Raw genomic sequence first — 17,385 nt, forward strand, 5'->3', positions numbered from 1 at the left:
TGGTGTTCAAAGAAACCTAACCGAAAGTCCCTATCTCCAGTCAAGTTATCTTCCCTTGAACCTAGTTAAAATATGCAGGGTTAATGTCTAGCAATCCATAGAAAGTGATGTACGTAAACAATTGCAGTATTCAGCTTTTAGCGACCGAAATAGCCTGTCGTTCTTCTCAGGATTGAATTTATTATGCACTGCAAGCTCGGATACGGTAAGTGACCTGTCCAGGATATGTTCTTATGCTCATTTATGACAAAGAAATGTTGGAATGGATATAAAGGTCTTGCTATTTATGGATAGACTCGATATTCTACGCATTAGTTCTTTTTGCTCGTGGAAATATGCGATAGTTTCGGTTTGTTTTTGGGAGACGAGGTCTGTATGAAAATAACAGGGGCGCATAAAAGATTTCTCTTAATTTCACTGTCAGTCGTTTTGTTTCCTTGCTGTCTATATGCTGGAGTCGACCTTGACGGCCTGAATACGGGGATAACTTTTAGGGTTAGCGAATTGGAGGCGGGGCGATGGCAATATGACTATACTGTTGAAAACATCAGCCTGCCCGAGGGGATCGGTGAGTTTACGATATATTTCGATCCCGATCACTGCAGTGCTTTGCGGGTTGAAACAGCGGGTTTAATTGCGGATACGTGGAATGAGTTTGTTTGGGACCCTGTGCGTTCTATTGGGGTTGAAGGCGGGTATGATGCCATGGCGGGGGCATTTCCAATAGGTCCGTCCATGATAGCTTACGGCTTTTCGGTCAGCTTCGACTGGTCCGGCCAAGGTAGGCCGGGGGCTCAGTACTACGAGATAATTGACCCTGAGACATTCGAAGAGGTTGACTCCGGGTGGACCGTTCCTGAACCCTCAACACTGGCGTTGCTTTGTGTGGGCGTTTTTTTTGCGGGGCGAAAAAGAGGCTGAACTAAGCGGATGCTGAGGCAGGGGACTTCTGTTTTGCAGTAATTGTCCATTTTTAGCAATAATCACATAAATTTTGAAGGGTAGTGAGGTGAGAAAGCTTAGCAGGGTTTTGGTGTCGGTTTTGGGGCTGATTGTTTGTGTTTCAACAATTTTATCGGGTGGGCTGCTGGAGGGATCGACCACTTGGTATGTCGATGACGCAGTCGGCGAGATGCAGGATGGCTCAATTGAAAATCCGTTTGACAATATTCAGCAGGGCATAGATGCGGCTCAGGACGGTGATGTCGTCGCTGTGATGGATGGCAGATTCACCGGGGTCGGCAACCGCGATATCGATTTCAAAGGTAAGGCGATCACGGTGCAGAGTGTCAATGGTGCGGATAATTGCATAATTGACTGCCAGGCCAGCAAGGAGGAGCCGCACAGAGGGCTTATCTTCAACAGCGGCGAAACACGCAGTTCGGTGATTGACGGGATCACAATAACTAACGGCTATGAACAGCAAGTCTCTGGCATTTTTGTGATGAATGACTGCAGTCCGACTATCAAAAATTGCATTTTTACCCAAAATTCTGGCGCGTATGCCGGAGCCATGGGAGTTGCCAGCGATGCCAACCCTCTGATCATCGGATGCGTCTTTGTCGATAACAAAGCCTCTGATGCTGCTGCAATGAAGGTTTTCGAAAGAGGCAACCCCGTTATTATTAACTGTAAATTTCTTGGCAATAGTGCAGGAGATGGTGGTGCAGTTCTAGCTATCGATGCAAAGCTCCAGATTGTTAACAGCCTTTTCAGCGCCAATAGTGCTCAGTATGGGGGAGCACTATCAGTGATACGGTCAGAGTTAGAGATTATAAACTGCACTATTTACAATAACAAAGCCTCTGTAGGTGGCGGCATTTACTGTTACAGCAGTTCACTAATTATGGCCAACAGTATACTGTACGGTGATGAAGAAACGCAAAGCTCCCAACTTGCTAATCTGAATGCCACCCTTAGTATCAGGTTTTCTTGTCTGGGGGTCTTAGATGAAAGTCTTAAATTAGCCGGCAACATAGATTCACATCCATTGTTTGTCGACCCAGATGGAGCCGATGACATTTTTGGAACGCTTGACGATGATTATGAATTGACGTTCGATTCGCCATGTCTTGATAAAGGTTCAATTGATGCTTTATCCGGTTACAGCTTCGGCGTTGACAACGATGGAGTTGCAGATGTACTTTCTTTTGATCTTCTGGGTAGTAACAGGGTTGTTAACGGCAAGATTGATCTTGGTGCTATAGAGAAGCAAGCTCCGACGTTTATTGTTGAACCTGCATCCATTGCTATACCTGAAGGGGAGTCGGCAAGTTTTACAGTAAAACTAATGAGCGATCCCCAAGGCCAGTTTCAAGCAAGTGTAGACCGGCTCGCTGGCAGCCAAGAGATACATATTGCTTCCGGTGCAACATTAACCTTCGATTCAATCAATTATCAGGCTGGTTTGCCTGTGGTACTTTCAACAGATTCAGATATTGACCACCGTGATGAAACCTGCTTACTGCGTATTAGCGCGCCGGGGTATCTCAACTATGATTTACCGGTAACTGAATCCGATAACGGTCAGGACAGGGAAGTCCTTTATGTGGATTGCAATGCTTCGGGAGCAAACAACGGTTCCAGTTGGGCCGACGCAATGATGAGCCTTGGAGAAGCTTTGCAGATTGCCGGTGAGTATCCACAATTCGAGGAGATAAGGGTTGCTCAGGGAACATACAGGCCTGGCGGACCCGGCTTTAGGGAGAAGAGTTTTAATCTTACTAATGGAGTAGACATAAAAGGCGGCTATGCGGGAACACAGGGGGATGACCCTGCTGAAAGGGACCATGAACTTTATCCTACAATACTGAGCGGCGACCTAAACGGGGATGATAAGGGAGGTTCTCGCGATGACAACAGTTACCATGTGGTGACTGCAAGACACCTCGACTCTCCGGTCGTTCTGGAGGGGCTTACAATAACAGGCGGCAATGCTTTCGGTCCCAGGCCTGACCACTACCAGGGAGGCGGGATGCATATCTATCGCAGCAATATCATTCTACGGAATTGTCTGTTGAAGGACAACGCTGCGACGCACTCTGGCGGGGGCATATTAAACGAGGGTGGGAGCCTCGACCTGGTGAATTGTACGCTGGTAGGCAACAAGGCGGTGGAAAGTTCAGGCGCTGGTCTATCATCCATTAGAGGTCAAATTATTGCCGCCAATTGTGTTTTTCGGAACAATGCTGCACGTATTGGAGGGGCTTACTATGGCTTCTATGTTGATTTTGCTTTTAATAATTGCGTTTTCGTTGGCAACAGTGCTTCACTTAAAAGTGGTGGAACACACAACCAGTACGACGTGGGTGTATACAATAACTGCAACTTTGTCGGCAACTCGTCTCCGGACGCGGGTGGAGCATACTTTTATGGCGCGCAAGTCAGCCTGAACAACTGTATTTTGTGGGGCAACCAGGATAATAATGGAAAGGTCCAGTCATCACAAGTCACCGTTGAGAATGGAATTGTAAAGTTCAACTCCAGCTGTGTACAGGGCTGGACCGGGCAGTTAGAAGGCGAAGGTAATATCAGTGATGACCCTCGTTTTGCTAACCCTAATTCGGGCAATTACTTGTTGCAGCCCTATTCATCTTGCATAGATGTGGGTGACGATAACCTGGCGCCGAAAGATGTGCTCGATGTAGATTGTGACGGTGATTTTGCTGAGATCCATCCTGTAGACATTGCAGGCCGGACGAGGATTTTAAACAGGAGCATTGACATTGGAGCCTATGAGTTTCACGGGCTATCTTTTTTGACCGACAAAAGGACTGTCCTTGTGCCGGAAGGCGGAACGGCTGATCTGAAAGTCTGGCTTAGGGTTCGTCCCAGTGAGCCGGTGAAAGTATACGTATCACACAATAGCGGAGACAGCGATCTAAAAGTTGTTACGGACACGCTGACGTTTGATTCAGCCGACTACATGACTCCGAAGACAGTTGAATTCGCAGCTTCTGGTGATTTTGATTCACTCAATGGTTCTGCGTCAATTTTGATAAGCTGCGACGGGTATTTAGATACGATCATCAAAGTTGTTGAAGATGACAGTAATGAAATACCTGAAGTGATCTATGTCGACAAAAGTGCAGATGGAGGAGACTTTGGAACGACCTGGAAAGATGCCTTTACGGACTTGAATAAGGCTCTGAGCATGGCTAGAGAATACGAAGGTATCAAAGAGATTCGCGTTGCTCAGGGTATTTATACACCGACAAGCAATCCTGCCGAAAGGAAGGTTTCCTTTGAATTGATCGGCGGAGTTGCACTAAGAGGCGGTTACGCGGGTAACAGTTCGGCAAACCCGAATGCTCGGGATTTGAACAGATTTGTGACTACCTTGAGCGGTGACATTGCCGGCAACGACGGGCCAGTGGCTTCACCACTGCAAATTGGCCAAGATCCACTAAGGGCTGAAAACAGCTATCACGTTGTCACAGTCGGCAATACAAATGCCCCCGCCTTGCTTGATGGATTCAAAATTACTGCCGGCAACGCTAATGACGAAAGCTCACATAATGAAAAAAGAGGTGCTGGCCTTTATATAAAAGTTGATTCGGCAAAATGTGACATCATTGACTGCGTTTTCCAATACAGTTACGCGTTAGAAGGCGGTGCTGCCGCTTACGTCTCGGGGACGCAGTTCACTTTGCGGGGTTGCCAGTTCCGCCAAAATGCCAGCGGTGAGGGTGCTGCGGCATTAGTTTCATTGAAGAGTGACTTGGACATGATGAATTGTCTTTTTACTGAAAACACTGCAAAGAAGTATTCCAAGGTGTGGTCTAGTAATAACGATGCTGCCATAGTTAACCACTGTACCTTTTTCGAGAATAACGGAAATGGCGAGGGAGTTGTGGTTGGCTTGAACCAATCGGATATTGAATTGGCCAATTGTATTATCTGGGGCAATTCGTTCAGTGAGGGTATGCCAATTGGGTCAGTATTTTGGGGAGGTTCATCTTCTTTTAATTATTCCTGTCTGCAGGGCTGGACTCCGGCTGACGGCGGAGAGGGAAATATTTCTGAAAACCCATTATTCTATAATACGGAAGATGAAAAGTGTCTCCTGCTGCCGTGGTCTCCATGCATCGATGCGGGTAATCCGGCGTCTCCGTACGACAACGAACCGTCGGCAAACGGTTCAAGGGTTAATATGGGTTATCATGGCAATACCGCGCTTGCTGCAGCGACCGATGGAACGCTGTTTGAGGACAATATAAGCGTTGCAGAAAAAGAACGGCTCAGCAGAACGACATATAAGTATACCCTCGAGCTTTCACTGCCTAACAGAAGCGGCAGGAGAATCACCAATTTTGTTGCAGAAATGCCTGAGACAGCCGAGGGCGCTGCGACTGTCCTTGATAATGAGATATGCTTGCCTGAGATCGCACCGCACAGCACAGCTCGCAGCGGTTCTTTTGACGATTATTTCGTGGTTGTGATCGATCATTCAATCCAGCAGTCTGAAAGTGATTTTGCATGGAAGATCAAATCCGCTTTCAGCGGCCGTGACATCTATGTTGACGGGGAGGCCCAGGGAGAAAATACGGGACGAAGCTGGCAGGATGCCTTTGAGTACCTTCAGGATGCGTTGTTCGCTGCTGAGTATGGAGACAGGATTCTGATAGCCCAGGGAAAATATACGCCGGACAAGGGGATGTTCCAGACGGAGGGTGACAAGGAATCTTCATTCCGGATAAAGCAAGGCATCCAGTTGTTGGGCGGTTATGCCGGTGCTGCGGGTGAAGATCCATCGCAAAGGGACCATGAGAAGTATGTGACACGGCTGAGTGGCGATTTGAATGGTGATGACCTTAAAGATTGGTCGAACCGTGAGGATAACTGTTATTTTGTTGTCACTGCAAACAACGTAGTGTCCAGGGCCTCAATTGACGGGTTATTCATTTCGAATGGCGGTGAAAAGACTTATCATCCGTACAATGGTGGAGCAATATTCAGCTCACGCGGTGATTTGGAGCTGAGAAACTGTACCATAGAGAATAACAAGTCTGAAAAAGGGAGCGCAATTTACTTCGATGACGGCACTCTGGCTCTTTCAGATTGCATTTTGAGGAATAACGAAAGTGAGTACATGGGGCCAACAATCAGGGCTGTCAGCTCTTTGATGGAAGTGAAAAACTCCCAATTTTATGCGAATTCGGGCAGTTCCGGAGCTGCCATTCGTGCTAGAAAATCTTCTACTGCTATTAATAATTGCCTTATTACGGACAATAAATCTACAGGCATCGGCGCTGTAATGATTTATGATGGCCCAGCTATCATAAAAAACAGTGTTTTTAAGGGTAATACCGCTGACCGCGGAGCTGCAATTTTCGATCATTCCTACGACAACGGTATCGAAGTAGTTAATTGTTTGTTTTATGAAAACCATATTACGGACTGGTCGGAAGGAGCAGCGATTGACAGTTATTGGTCCGATACATTGATAACTAATTGTACAATTTTTGATAATTCTGCTCGCGGGTCTGCTGCTGGTATTTATGTTGAAAAATGTAATCCTGTTATTTCAAACTGTATCATTTGGGGGAATCGAAATAATGAAGGTGTAAATGAGCAAAGCCAGATAGGTTGCGAGTCAGAAAATGTAACCCCTGTTCTCAATTATAACTGCATCGAAGGATGGACCGGCACATTGGGAGGTGAAGGGAACATCGGCAATGACCCGATGTTCGTCCATGATGACGAAATCGGGCCCAGTGACTTTGATCTGAGGCTGGCTCCCGATTCGCCCTGCATCGACGCAGGTGATAATTCCGCTTTGCCCGCAGATACATTCTATGATTTTGATGGCCGCGACAGATATTTCGACAGGTTGGACAAAGCTGATACCGGAAAAGGTTCAGCACCTATAATTGACATGGGAGCTTTCGAGAAAACCGCACCGATGCCAAAGCCCGGTGTATCTATGCCTGAGATTTTCTTCTGCACAAACGATGACAGACACGTCACTGAGCCCAAAGTTTTAAAAATAAGAAACCGTGGTGAGGGCCTGCTGCAGTGGGAACTTGAAGAAGATTGCCCGTGGCTGGAGATCAGCAAAAACAGCGGAACCTCCGAAGGTGAGATCGATGAAGTCGTTGTCACTGCCGACATATCCGGCCTTGCGATCGGGAGATATGAGTGCCAGATCACGCTTTCGTGCCCTGGTGCTTTTCCAGAGACAAGGATCATAAAGGTTTTGCTCGACCACGGCAGTATTTTGCGGGTTCCTTCTGAGTACGGTACCATTCAATCCGCGATCGATGCGGCAAATCCGGGTCAGATCATCGTCGTATCGCCGGGTACATATACGGGTGAAGGCAATACGAATGTCTATTTTAGGGGGAAGGCTGTCAAAGTAAGAAGTCTTGATCCAGACGATCCAGGCATTGTTTCCCAGACTATTGTTGATTGCCAGGATGACTCGGGTGGATTTAAATTTGTCAATGGCGAAGGCAGAAATTCAAAACTCGAAGGTATGACCGTTATAAATGCCACTCAATCTTATAGCGCTAATTCCTATGCTGTATATGTCGTGGATTCCGGCGCTACTGTTAGCAAATGTGTCTTCCGAGACAACAATAGCACTGCTGTATACATCGAAAACAGTGATACGCTTGTCAAAGATTGTACCATAACAGATAATTCATCGGTTGGGCTGTATGCCTGCAGGTGCTACGAACCGGCATATCTTGAGGTAGACGGTTGCAAGATTTCATCTAATAGTAAGGGCATATTTCTCTCGGGTGATATTGACACTAAGATATCTAACTGTCAAATTTATGACAATTTACTGAAAGGCTGTGATTTTAGGAATGCCCTGGTTAATATAAGTAATTCTGCGATTTACGACAATGCTTCGCAGGGTACTGGCTGGGGTCTGTCAACCGAAAGATCAAAAGGTGTAGAAATTCATAATTGTGTCGTGACAAATAATGGCTCTATTAATCAGACAGGCGGTGGCATTAAGACAGATAGTTATAAGGTAACGCTTGTCAACTCAATTGTCTGGAACAATTACGGTAAAGAGGTCAGCGGCAGCGGACTGGAGGCAAGTTTTTCAAATATCAAGGGAGGCTATAATGGTATCTGCAATATCAGCAGGGCTCCTTTATTTGTACCAGAGAGCCGAGATTTTCGTCTGACGGGCGACTCCCCATGCATTGCAACAGGTGATCCGAGGTTTAACAACAGCAATGAGCCTGAACCAAATGGTGGCAGGATCAATATGGGCATGTATGGCGGAACAGAGCTGGCTCAGACTATCACCGATGTTGATTCGGACCGCCTGCCAGATAGCTGGGAAAAAGCCTTCTCAATGACCGTGGGCGTCGATGACTCAGAAGGTGACCGTGATTATGATACTGTGCCAAATATTACAGAGTATGTCCTGGGTACGAACCCGACCGATGTGGATTCGGACCAGGACAGCATGCCTGACAAATGGGAGATTGCGCACGGCACCGACCCCATAGAAGATGACAGCAAATTGGACGCAGACGAAGACGGCCTGTCAAATGTCGACGAGTTTGATAATGACTGTGATCCTTCGAATCCGGATACCGACAGCGATGGCATGCCGGACGGCTGGGAGTTCAATTTCAAGCTTGATCCGACACAGGATGATGCCGCAGATGATAATGATCAGGACGGGGTTTCCAATCTCGATGAGTTTAAGAACGAGTGTAACCCGCAAGATGCCGACAGTGATGATGATCAGTTGACTGATTTCGAGGAATTGAATGAGCATGGTACCGACCCGGCTGATTCTGACAGTGATGATGATGGACTGGATGACGGAAGTGAGCTGAACGTTCACGGAACTGACCCGCTCGATTCAGATACTGATGATGACGGTATGGATGACGAGTGGGAAGTGGCAGGGGGGCTTGATCCGCTCACCAATGACTCTAATTTGGATAACGATAATGACGGACTGGAGAATATTGAGGAATATGTCCTTGGTACTTATCCCCATAAAAAGGACAGCGACCGTGACGGCATGCCGGACGGCTGGGAGGTTGTGCATTCATTCAATCCGCTAGGGGACGATGCAACTGGCGATTACGACGGAGACGGTTATAGCAATGTGACAGAATACGTACATAACACCGACCCGGAATCGGCCGACAGCCAGATCGATCCGATTACGATTCGGGTTCCGGAAATGGTCGAGTACCTTCAGCCGGCAATAAATGCTGCTCTGGATGGTGAGACGATCATTGTAGCCGACGGTATCTATGAAGGAAAAAATAATATTATACTGAGTATAGAAAAGCCTATTACACTGAAGAGTGCCAATGGCCCGGATAACTGTATAATCGATTGCCGGAACAGCGTTCATACTTCTTACGGGATCGGCATATCAGGCAGTGCGGCCGACCAGGCAGTAATTGAGGGATTCCAGGTGCGCAACGCAAATTCCAGCGGAATCGTCTGTTCTAACTCGAGCCCTCTGATTACAAATTGTGTTCTGGTGAACAACATAACATCAGGTATAGGTTTGTATAAGTCTTCGGCTTTGATTGATCGCTGCCGGATAAGTTTTAACGGCAGCACCAAAGGATCATTCGGCTCATCCGGAACCGGCATTGAGGCCAGGTACGATGGGACACCTACAATATCCAACTGTGTAGTTTTCGGAAACCACTCTACGGGCGTACAACTATATGGTATCAAGGGTGCTGAAATAGCTAACTGTATAATTGCAGATAACGCCAAGTCAATGGATTACGATCTTGCAGGAATATATTACGAGGGACACCCAGTTGGGTCGCATGCACTGGTGATTTCAGATTCAACAATAATAAACAATTCAGCTCCAGCCATCTCATTTGACGGCCGCGATGTCAGGATCGAAAACACCGTCATGTGGGGTAATAGACAGGGCATTTCCAGCAATGATTATTCAGGACTCGCTGTACAGGGTTGCATTGTGCAAGGAGGTTGGGAAGGAGATGGAAACATGGATGTTGATCCGCTAGTGACTCCTGATGGACATCTTCGCAAAGATTCTCCGTGCATTGACTATGGCCCTGAACAAACCGAGCCGGCTGATTTCTACGACATAGATGGTGAACCGAGGTATGTCGGCCGGCTGGACATAGGAGCCGATGAATTCGTTGACAGTGACGATGACGGACTGCCTGACTGGTGGGAACTGAAGCACTTTGATTCAAAAACAGAGGCAATTGCCGCCAACGATACCGATAACGATAGCTTCACGAATCTTGACGAATATGATGATTTCTCATCTAATCCTCTTTCCACGACTGTTTACGTAGATCCTTCTCGGCCGGATAATTCCGGAGACGGTCTAACGACGGGATCCGCAAAACAGACAATCAAAGCAGCATTAAAAATCGCAGGCAATCACGACGTGATTGTTCTGGCAGACGGCATTTACGAAGGGCAAGACAACGTCCATAATGAAATCTCGCGTAAGGCTCTAATAATCAAAAGTGCAAACGGTCCTGATAAATGTATTTTGGATTGCCAGGGATATGCTTATGGTTTTGCATATAACGCTGAATACGGAAACAGCAACGGCACTGTTCTCAAAGGAGTTTCTATCATAAATACAGCTTCCGAATGTGTTAAAATAGAGGGTGCCGCCAGGGTGCTCTTCGATGACTGTGTTTTCAGTGACAGCAGCGGCAACGGGATCTCGGCTAAAGATTCTTATCCGGTAATAATCAACAGTTCTGTTGAATCCAACCAGCAGAGCGGAATGTCTCTGGAAAGGGGTACTGTGGCAGTAGTCAACAACTGTGATGTCTTGAACAACAAGCAAAGAGGAATTTTCCACACCGGCAGCTCATTGAAGATTAGTGTTTCCTCTATGATTTCAAATGGATTTTATGGTCTCTGTGCCTCGGGCTCTTCTAATATAACCAACTGCCTGATCGCCGGCCAAAGTAGTGGTACAGGCTTGTTGTTGTACCCAGGCAACCACGAAGTAGTCAATTGCACAATAGCGGATAACGATGCGGGGATAGGCCTTTACACTTCATATTCGTCTTATGATAATACGGCTGTTATCAGCAATTGTATTCTTTGGAACCGCAGCTTGCAAATCAGCAACGGGAGGAGTAGCTGGGACGTTATGGTCAGTTACAGCGATGTCAGAGATGGATGGGAGGGCGAAGGCAATATCGATGTTGAGCCGCTTTTTGCTGATCCTATTTTCTATGACTATCATCTAAGATCCCGTGCAGGCCGGTGGATGGATGACATCTATGATTTCCGTGATCTCTCCGCTGACGGCATAATTGATTTCCATGATTTTGCTTTGATGTCCAAGGTGTGGCAAGCCGAGGGGCAGGCTCTGTCTGCTGATTTCAATGGGAATGGCAGAGTATGTTTTGCTGACCTCCAGATTTTGTTAGACAGGTACTTGTGGGCTTATGAACCCGGACACTGGGTCAGTGACGAAGTCAACAGCCCATGTATCGATGCAGGTGACCCTCAATCTGATTACATCAGTGAAGTGCCCAACAATGGTGGCAGAATCAATATGGGCGCATACGGCGGAACTAATCAGGCAAGTAAGACTGAAGAGTAGTTTTGCTGATTTGAGCAAGCATCTTGTCGCTGATGGGCTCTTATGACAGTCTAATAGCGTGATTTGCACTATAGGTTAATTGCGGAGTTAAGTCTTCAGAATTCTTGGTTTTGAGATCTCAAGTCTACCAGCTCCTGTGGTTTACAGGGACTCGTCGGTTTGATACATTTCGTCCTCGAGTGGGACTTGAACCTATAGATAGTGCAACGATTATTTATCTGCGATTCATCAATTTTAATGATAACGTACGATAAGTTTCGGAAGCGCCAGGAGACTGGCAAGGAGTAGCGGATGCGAGAGCCGTACAATGAAGGTTTAGCGAGCCACATTGGCCCCGAGTCATGTGGGTGGGTCGGTAACGACACATCTGAAGCGTTGACAGGGGTACATGCGGGCCGGGTATTGAGCCGCGTAAGTTCTTGCGTAACAGATCGGAGTGCCGACGCTGTCGAAACTGTCGGAAGGCAATACTGGATACGCCGTTATCGCAAGGCATATTCAGACTCCGCGCGGTCGAAGACCCCGTGCACGCATGGAAACTCTTTGCACAGGAACTGGGAGATCCTGTGTTCAGCCTTATCCAAAGAATCTGGAAAGGTTCGCACTGCAAATCCAGAAGGAGCAACGCAGTGATGCACGAGCACAGGAAGTCGGACAGTCCCATAGTACCGGAGACGCTCTTGAACAAAGATTGTGATACATTACAGTCGGCGGAGAGAGCCGAGGGAAGGGGACTGACCAAGGGCAATCCGTCCCAGCAAAACAGGTGCCGGACTCAGAGCCGGGCAGGCCTGCAAAGTGCGTTGGAACGGATACGGCAGGCAGCGGCCGGGGACAATAAGCTGCGGTTCACCTCGCTTTGGCACCATGTCTACAATGTAGAACGCCTCAGAGAAGAATATTTCAGCATCAAAAGACAGGCAGCAGCAGGCGTAGACGAAAAGACATGGCAGGAGTATGGGGAAGACTTGGAAGAAAATCTCCAAGACCTCTCAAGCCGACTAAAGCGCGGGGCATATAGAGCCAAACCCGTCAAGCGGGTTTATATCCCAAAGTCTGATGGACGGCAGCGTCCCATTGGTATAACTACCATAGAGGATAAGATCGTCCAGCGGGCCACGACAACTGTACTGAATGCCATATACGAGACTGATTTCAAAGGCTTCTCGTACGGCTTCCGTCCAGGTCGTAGTGCTCATAATGCTCTTGATGCTGTAACAGTCGGCATACTCAAACGCAAGGTGAACTGGGTGCTCGATGCCGACATATGTGGATTCTTCGATGCTATCGACCACAGTTGGCTTATAAAATTCATTGAGCACTGGATTGGAGACCAGCGAGTAATTCGCCACATAAAGAAGTGGCTCAATGCTGGTGTGCTGGAAGAAGGCAGGCGAGTACAGTTTAAAGAAGGTACTCCACAGGGAGGAAGTATTTCCCCTCTGCTGGCAAACATCTACCTTCACTATGTATTTGACCTTTGGGCCCATCAATGGCGTAAGCGAAACGGCCAAGGCCATGTTATCATGGTCCGGTACGCAGACGATATCGTGGTGGGCTTCCAGTACAAATCGGACGCAATGCGGTTCCGGAAAGATATGCAGAGCAGGTTTTGCAAGTTCAATCTGGAATTGCATTCCGACAAGACCCGCCTGATTCAATTCGGCCGTTTTGCGGCAGAGAGAAGGGCGGCTAAAGGTCAAGGCAAGCCTGAAACTTTTGACTTTCTTGGTTTTACGCACATCTGTGCCAAATCAAGCAAAGGCACTTTCAAGCTGCTTAGACTCCCAATTCGCAAGCGTGTGCAGGCAAAGCTGAAGGAAATCAAGGAGCAGTTGAAAATACGCAGGTATACGTCCATACCGGAAATGGGGCGATGGCTCCACTCTGTGGTGAGTGGCTGGTACCGCTATTATGCTGTTCCGAATACCTTTCGTTATCTTGGCAAGTTCAGACGGCGGGTTGCCTGGCTGTGGTTCAGAGCATTGCGACGGCGCAGTCAGCGAAGCAGGATGACCTGGAGTCGAATGTACAAGCTGATGGATAGATGGCTTCCTAAACCGAGAATCTTGCACGCATATCCCCAAGCTCGTTTAAAGGCTGCACGTTATGACCCAAGGCAGGAGCCGTATGCGGTAATCCCGCACGTACGGATCTGTGCGGGGGGCTGTGAGCAATCACAGTCCCTACCGCGACCACAATTTTGAAGTGGATTAAAAAAGTCCTTTCGCTGGTCGATGGTATTTACAGTACATACTTACCATTTTGCCAGAGAAAGGACTTACGATGCAGAAGAATGAATCGGACAGATCGGTTGCGGACTTGAACAAAGCTATTAAAATTGACGAATCGCAGATTCAAAACCACCTCGGCGAGATGGTCCGCAGCACCGTCGAGCAGACGCTCAACAACATGCTCGATGCAGAGGCGGATCAGCTCTGCAATGCCAAACGCTACGAGCGGACCTCAGAGCGAGTCAACAGCCGGGCAGGTCATTACAAGCGAAATCTGCACACCAGGTCGGGCGAGGTCAAGGTGAAGATGCCAAAGCTTCGCAGGGCAAAGTTCGAGACGGCGATCATCGAGCGATACCGCCGACGCGAAGCGAGCGTCGAAGAGGCACTGATGGAGATGTACCTGGCGGGCGTTTCGGTCCGCCGCGTGGAAGATATAACCGAGGCTTTGTGGGGCATGCGGGTCAGTGCAGGCACGGTCAGCGATCTAAACAAGAAGATGTACGAGCGGATCGACGAGTGGCGGAACCGAAGGATCGAAGGCGAGTATCCATACGTCTACCTCGACGGCATCTGCCTGAAACGAAGCTGGGGCGGCGAGGTTCGCAACGTCTCTGTGCTCGTTGCGATCGGTGTGGGCAAGGACGGCTATCGCGACATCCTTGGCGTCGTAGAAGGCGGCAAAGAGGATCGAGACGGCTGGAGCGGCTTCCTGCGTTCGCTCAAGCAACGCGGGCTCAAGGGTGTTCAGTTGGTCGTTTCGGATAAGTGCCTCGGCCTGGTCGAATCGCTGGGCGAGTTCTTTCCCGACGCACGCTGGCAGAGATGTACGGTTCATTTTTACAGGAACGTATTCTCGGTCGTGCCGCGAGGAAAGATGCAGGAGGTATCTGCGATGCTAAAAGCGATCCATGCACAGGAGGACCTCGCAGAAGCAAAGAAGAAAGCTCATGCCGTCGCCGACAAGCTTGATGGCATGAAGCTGCGAAGGGCTGCCCAGCGAGTTCGTGAAGGTGCCCAGGAGACACTCAGCTACTATCACTTCCCGCGGAAACACTGGCGACAGATCCGCACGAACAATCCGCTGGAGCGGATCATGCGTGAGATACGCCGCAGGTCGCGAGTGGTCGGCTGCTTCCCGGACGGCAACTCAGCCTTGATGTTAGCCGCTGCTCGTCTGAGACACATTGCCGGGACGAAATGGGGCACGCGAAGATACATGAATATGGATCGGCTAAGAGAAATGCAGAACGAAGCGATAGCCGAAGCCATTTAGCCCGATAAAAAATTTCACCCCCATGGGGGTGATCAGGACGATAAGCCATGACCAACGAAGGACAACAAATCAAATGTGCGAAAAATTCCTTGCACTACGATTTTAATAGCTTTGTTCAAGTTCGCTGCCGATCTGTCCGATTCATTCTTTTGCATCGTAAGTCCTTTCTCTGGCCAAATGGTAATTATGTACTGTAAATACCATCGACCAGCGAAAGGACTTTTTTAATCCACTTCAAAATTGTGCGAAACTTATCGTACGTTATCACGCCGCCGGAATCATCGCACACAGCGATGGCCGCTGCATACGTCACTGCTGGAGGGGATCAACAACAAGATCAAAACCATCAAACGCCAAGCCTACGGCTACCGCGATGATGAATACTTCTTCCTGAGAATAAGAGCAGCATTCCCCGGTATTCCGTGATGAACCTTAAATAAGCGTAAATCCATTTTTTTCATTCTCATATGTCTATCCCTAATTCAGTCTATTTATTGTTAGCAGAGAACACTTCAAAGCAGAACTGATAGTCTCCTAGGCAGACATGATTTGGTGCAAATATCGCCGCCCAAAGTGAAAATTCCCGACCCGACTTTCGTCGAGCCGGGAATACTAAAAGCCATGTCAATTAAACATCCTAAAATTACTGACAGTCAGGTATCAGCCCGCATTCCATCCAGCTAGCTGCAAACTCTGCAAAATCATGTATATCTACAACACAGTCAGGCTCACCATCTGGTCCTGTCAGGTCCAGCTCCGGCTGCGTCAAACATGACGCCTCACCTGTATAATCGTAATACAGCATCGCTGCATCCTCGTCAGTTAGGCCGTAGTTGTAAATTGCAACCTCGTCGATCTGCCCCAAAAACGAATTAGACTGCCCGTTAGTCGTTCCTATATAGATCGGCTCGTCCAAACCATTATCAATGCTGCCGCCATTTTTCTTTGCAAGCTCACCATTAACATAAAGCCTGAATTCACTGCCGTCAAAAGCAGCTATGATGTGTGTCCACTCATTGGCAGTAACAGCATCAGCAGCAGTTACCCAGGTGTCAGACTCATAAAAAAGCACATTCGCCAGATCCTCGGCAGAACCCGGGCGCAGTTGCAGGTAAAACAAGGTTGTATCCACTCCGTAACCTGACCCCTTGGCTATTATTCCATTTCCATACTCAGCCAACGCGCTGCCGTCCCATTTGACCCAGGCAGCAGCAGTGTATCCACCTGTATCCGCTGCGGGGTTCCAGGTGCTGGCTGTGGCCCAGCCCCCCTGATTAGGTGTAACAGCACCGGTAGCACTTCCATCCCAGCCTTCTGTGAAGGTCGGTGTACCGTTAGGATCTGCATTATAGCCGCTCACGGTATCCAGATATTGACCATCTACGTAATCAGCCTGATCAAGCGTCCATTTTGCCAACATACGCTTGACCCCAAGCGCTGCTGCTTCCGAATAGCTGAAATTCCTGTCGATAATGCTTACCTTGCAGAAATATACGCCTTCATCCTCTTCCTGGGCATCGTAGACTGTCAGTTCACTAGTTGTCACGCCCCCGAAATCAGTCCCCTCAGTCAGTTGAACAGCTTCGTTCGGGTCTGCATTTGCCGTATTGTAATACCACTGGTACGCCAGGCCGTTACCGGAATAATCAATTGCCTCCACAGCAAAAACCGCATCCGTTCCCGCTTTGGGCAACTGGTCTTGCGGCTGGGAGGTAATACTGGGATAGTTTGGATCCACCGATTGAACCTCGAGCAGGAAACTGTCAACTTTTCCCCAGCCAGCATCAAACTTAAAGGTAAAACCTAGCTGCTTATCCGCAAACTCAGGCGATGCCGTCACTTCATGTGTGAAGTTCTGCGATTCGCTGTACGACGACATCACTGTCGCTGAAGAACCGTCCCAGGCAATGATGTCACCGGTATAACCATAGCCGGATCCAGTCCTGATGAGATCTGCCGATAAAGAAACACTATCTCCCGCTTTGATATTGTAATCGGTAATATACCTAATAGTGGTACCGCTGCCCGTCAGTGTTCCAGGGTCGCCATCGCTCATGTACAAACTAACTTGTTTTACTATTTCCCATCCAGCGTCTGTGAATTCTTGGAAATTATCGTCATAAGAACCAGCATAATAAAGATCGTCATCCAAGACGACGTCTGCCGAAAACGCTGATCCCCCAAAAGCCACCACGATACAAATCAAAAATGCAATTTTCGAAAACATAGTAAGCCCTCCAAAAACAAAAGAAATAAAAAAACAAATACAGATAACCGGCTGCTTTTACCAGTCATCGTAACAGCAACTCAAA

General features: G+C 48.1%; 5 protein-coding genes and 1 pseudogene. 5 read left to right on the forward strand and 1 reads right to left on the reverse strand.

What is annotated here, in order from left to right; all coding sequences use genetic code 11:
* Window positions 1-375: 375 nt before the first annotated feature.
* From STSP2_RS09520 to STSP2_RS09540, 5 genes and pseudogenes are all read left to right on the forward strand, one after another.
* Entirely contained in the window at window positions 376-921 is a 546-nt protein-coding gene (locus tag STSP2_RS09520; RefSeq protein ID WP_146662121.1) for a PEP-CTERM sorting domain-containing protein, read from the forward strand.
* Window positions 922-1,009: 88 nt separating this feature from the next.
* Window positions 1,010-11,563 carry a right-handed parallel beta-helix repeat-containing protein gene (locus tag STSP2_RS09525; protein ID WP_146662123.1) on the forward strand — a complete coding sequence of 3,518 codons (10,554 nt, stop codon included), beginning with the start codon at window positions 1,010-1,012 and terminating at the stop codon, window positions 11,561-11,563.
* Window positions 11,564-12,195: 632 nt separating this feature from the next.
* Window positions 12,196-13,770, forward strand: a complete 1,575-nt coding sequence (gene ltrA, locus STSP2_RS09530; RefSeq protein ID WP_146662072.1) for a group II intron reverse transcriptase/maturase — start codon at window positions 12,196-12,198, stop codon at window positions 13,768-13,770.
* 79 nt (window positions 13,771-13,849) lie between these two features.
* The gene (locus STSP2_RS09535) at window positions 13,850-15,073 is read left to right on the forward strand and encodes an IS256 family transposase (protein ID WP_146662125.1); all 1,224 of its coding nucleotides are present in this window, start codon (window positions 13,850-13,852) and stop codon (window positions 15,071-15,073) included.
* Between the two features lie 291 nt (window positions 15,074-15,364).
* Window positions 15,365-15,499: pseudogene (locus STSP2_RS09540) on the forward strand (transposase); the annotation flags it as partial.
* A gap of 217 nt (window positions 15,500-15,716) precedes the next feature.
* On the opposite strand, the gene STSP2_RS09545 reads toward STSP2_RS09540, so the two are convergent.
* A complete protein-coding gene (locus STSP2_RS09545) occupies window positions 15,717-17,300 on the reverse strand; it encodes a LamG-like jellyroll fold domain-containing protein (RefSeq protein ID WP_146662127.1) in 1,584 nt (527 codons plus the stop codon).
* Window positions 17,301-17,385: the final 85 nt, after the last annotated feature.

The organism is Anaerohalosphaera lusitana (assembly GCF_002007645.1).
In the GTDB taxonomy this organism is placed as follows: Bacteria; Planctomycetota; Phycisphaerae; order Sedimentisphaerales; family Anaerohalosphaeraceae; genus Anaerohalosphaera; species Anaerohalosphaera lusitana.

Excerpts from the sequence above, each read along its gene's own strand:
- STSP2_RS09520 (WP_146662121.1), top strand. The coding sequence starts at position 376 with ATGAAAATAACAGGGGCGCATAAAAGATTTCTCTTAATTTCACTGTCA.
- STSP2_RS09545 (WP_146662127.1), bottom strand. The coding sequence starts at position 17,300 with ATGTTTTCGAAAATTGCATTTTTGATTTGTATCGTGGTGGCTTTTGGG.
- STSP2_RS09535 (WP_146662125.1), top strand. The coding sequence starts at position 13,850 with ATGCAGAAGAATGAATCGGACAGATCGGTTGCGGACTTGAACAAAGCT.
- ltrA (WP_146662072.1), top strand. The coding sequence starts at position 12,196 with ATGCACGAGCACAGGAAGTCGGACAGTCCCATAGTACCGGAGACGCTC.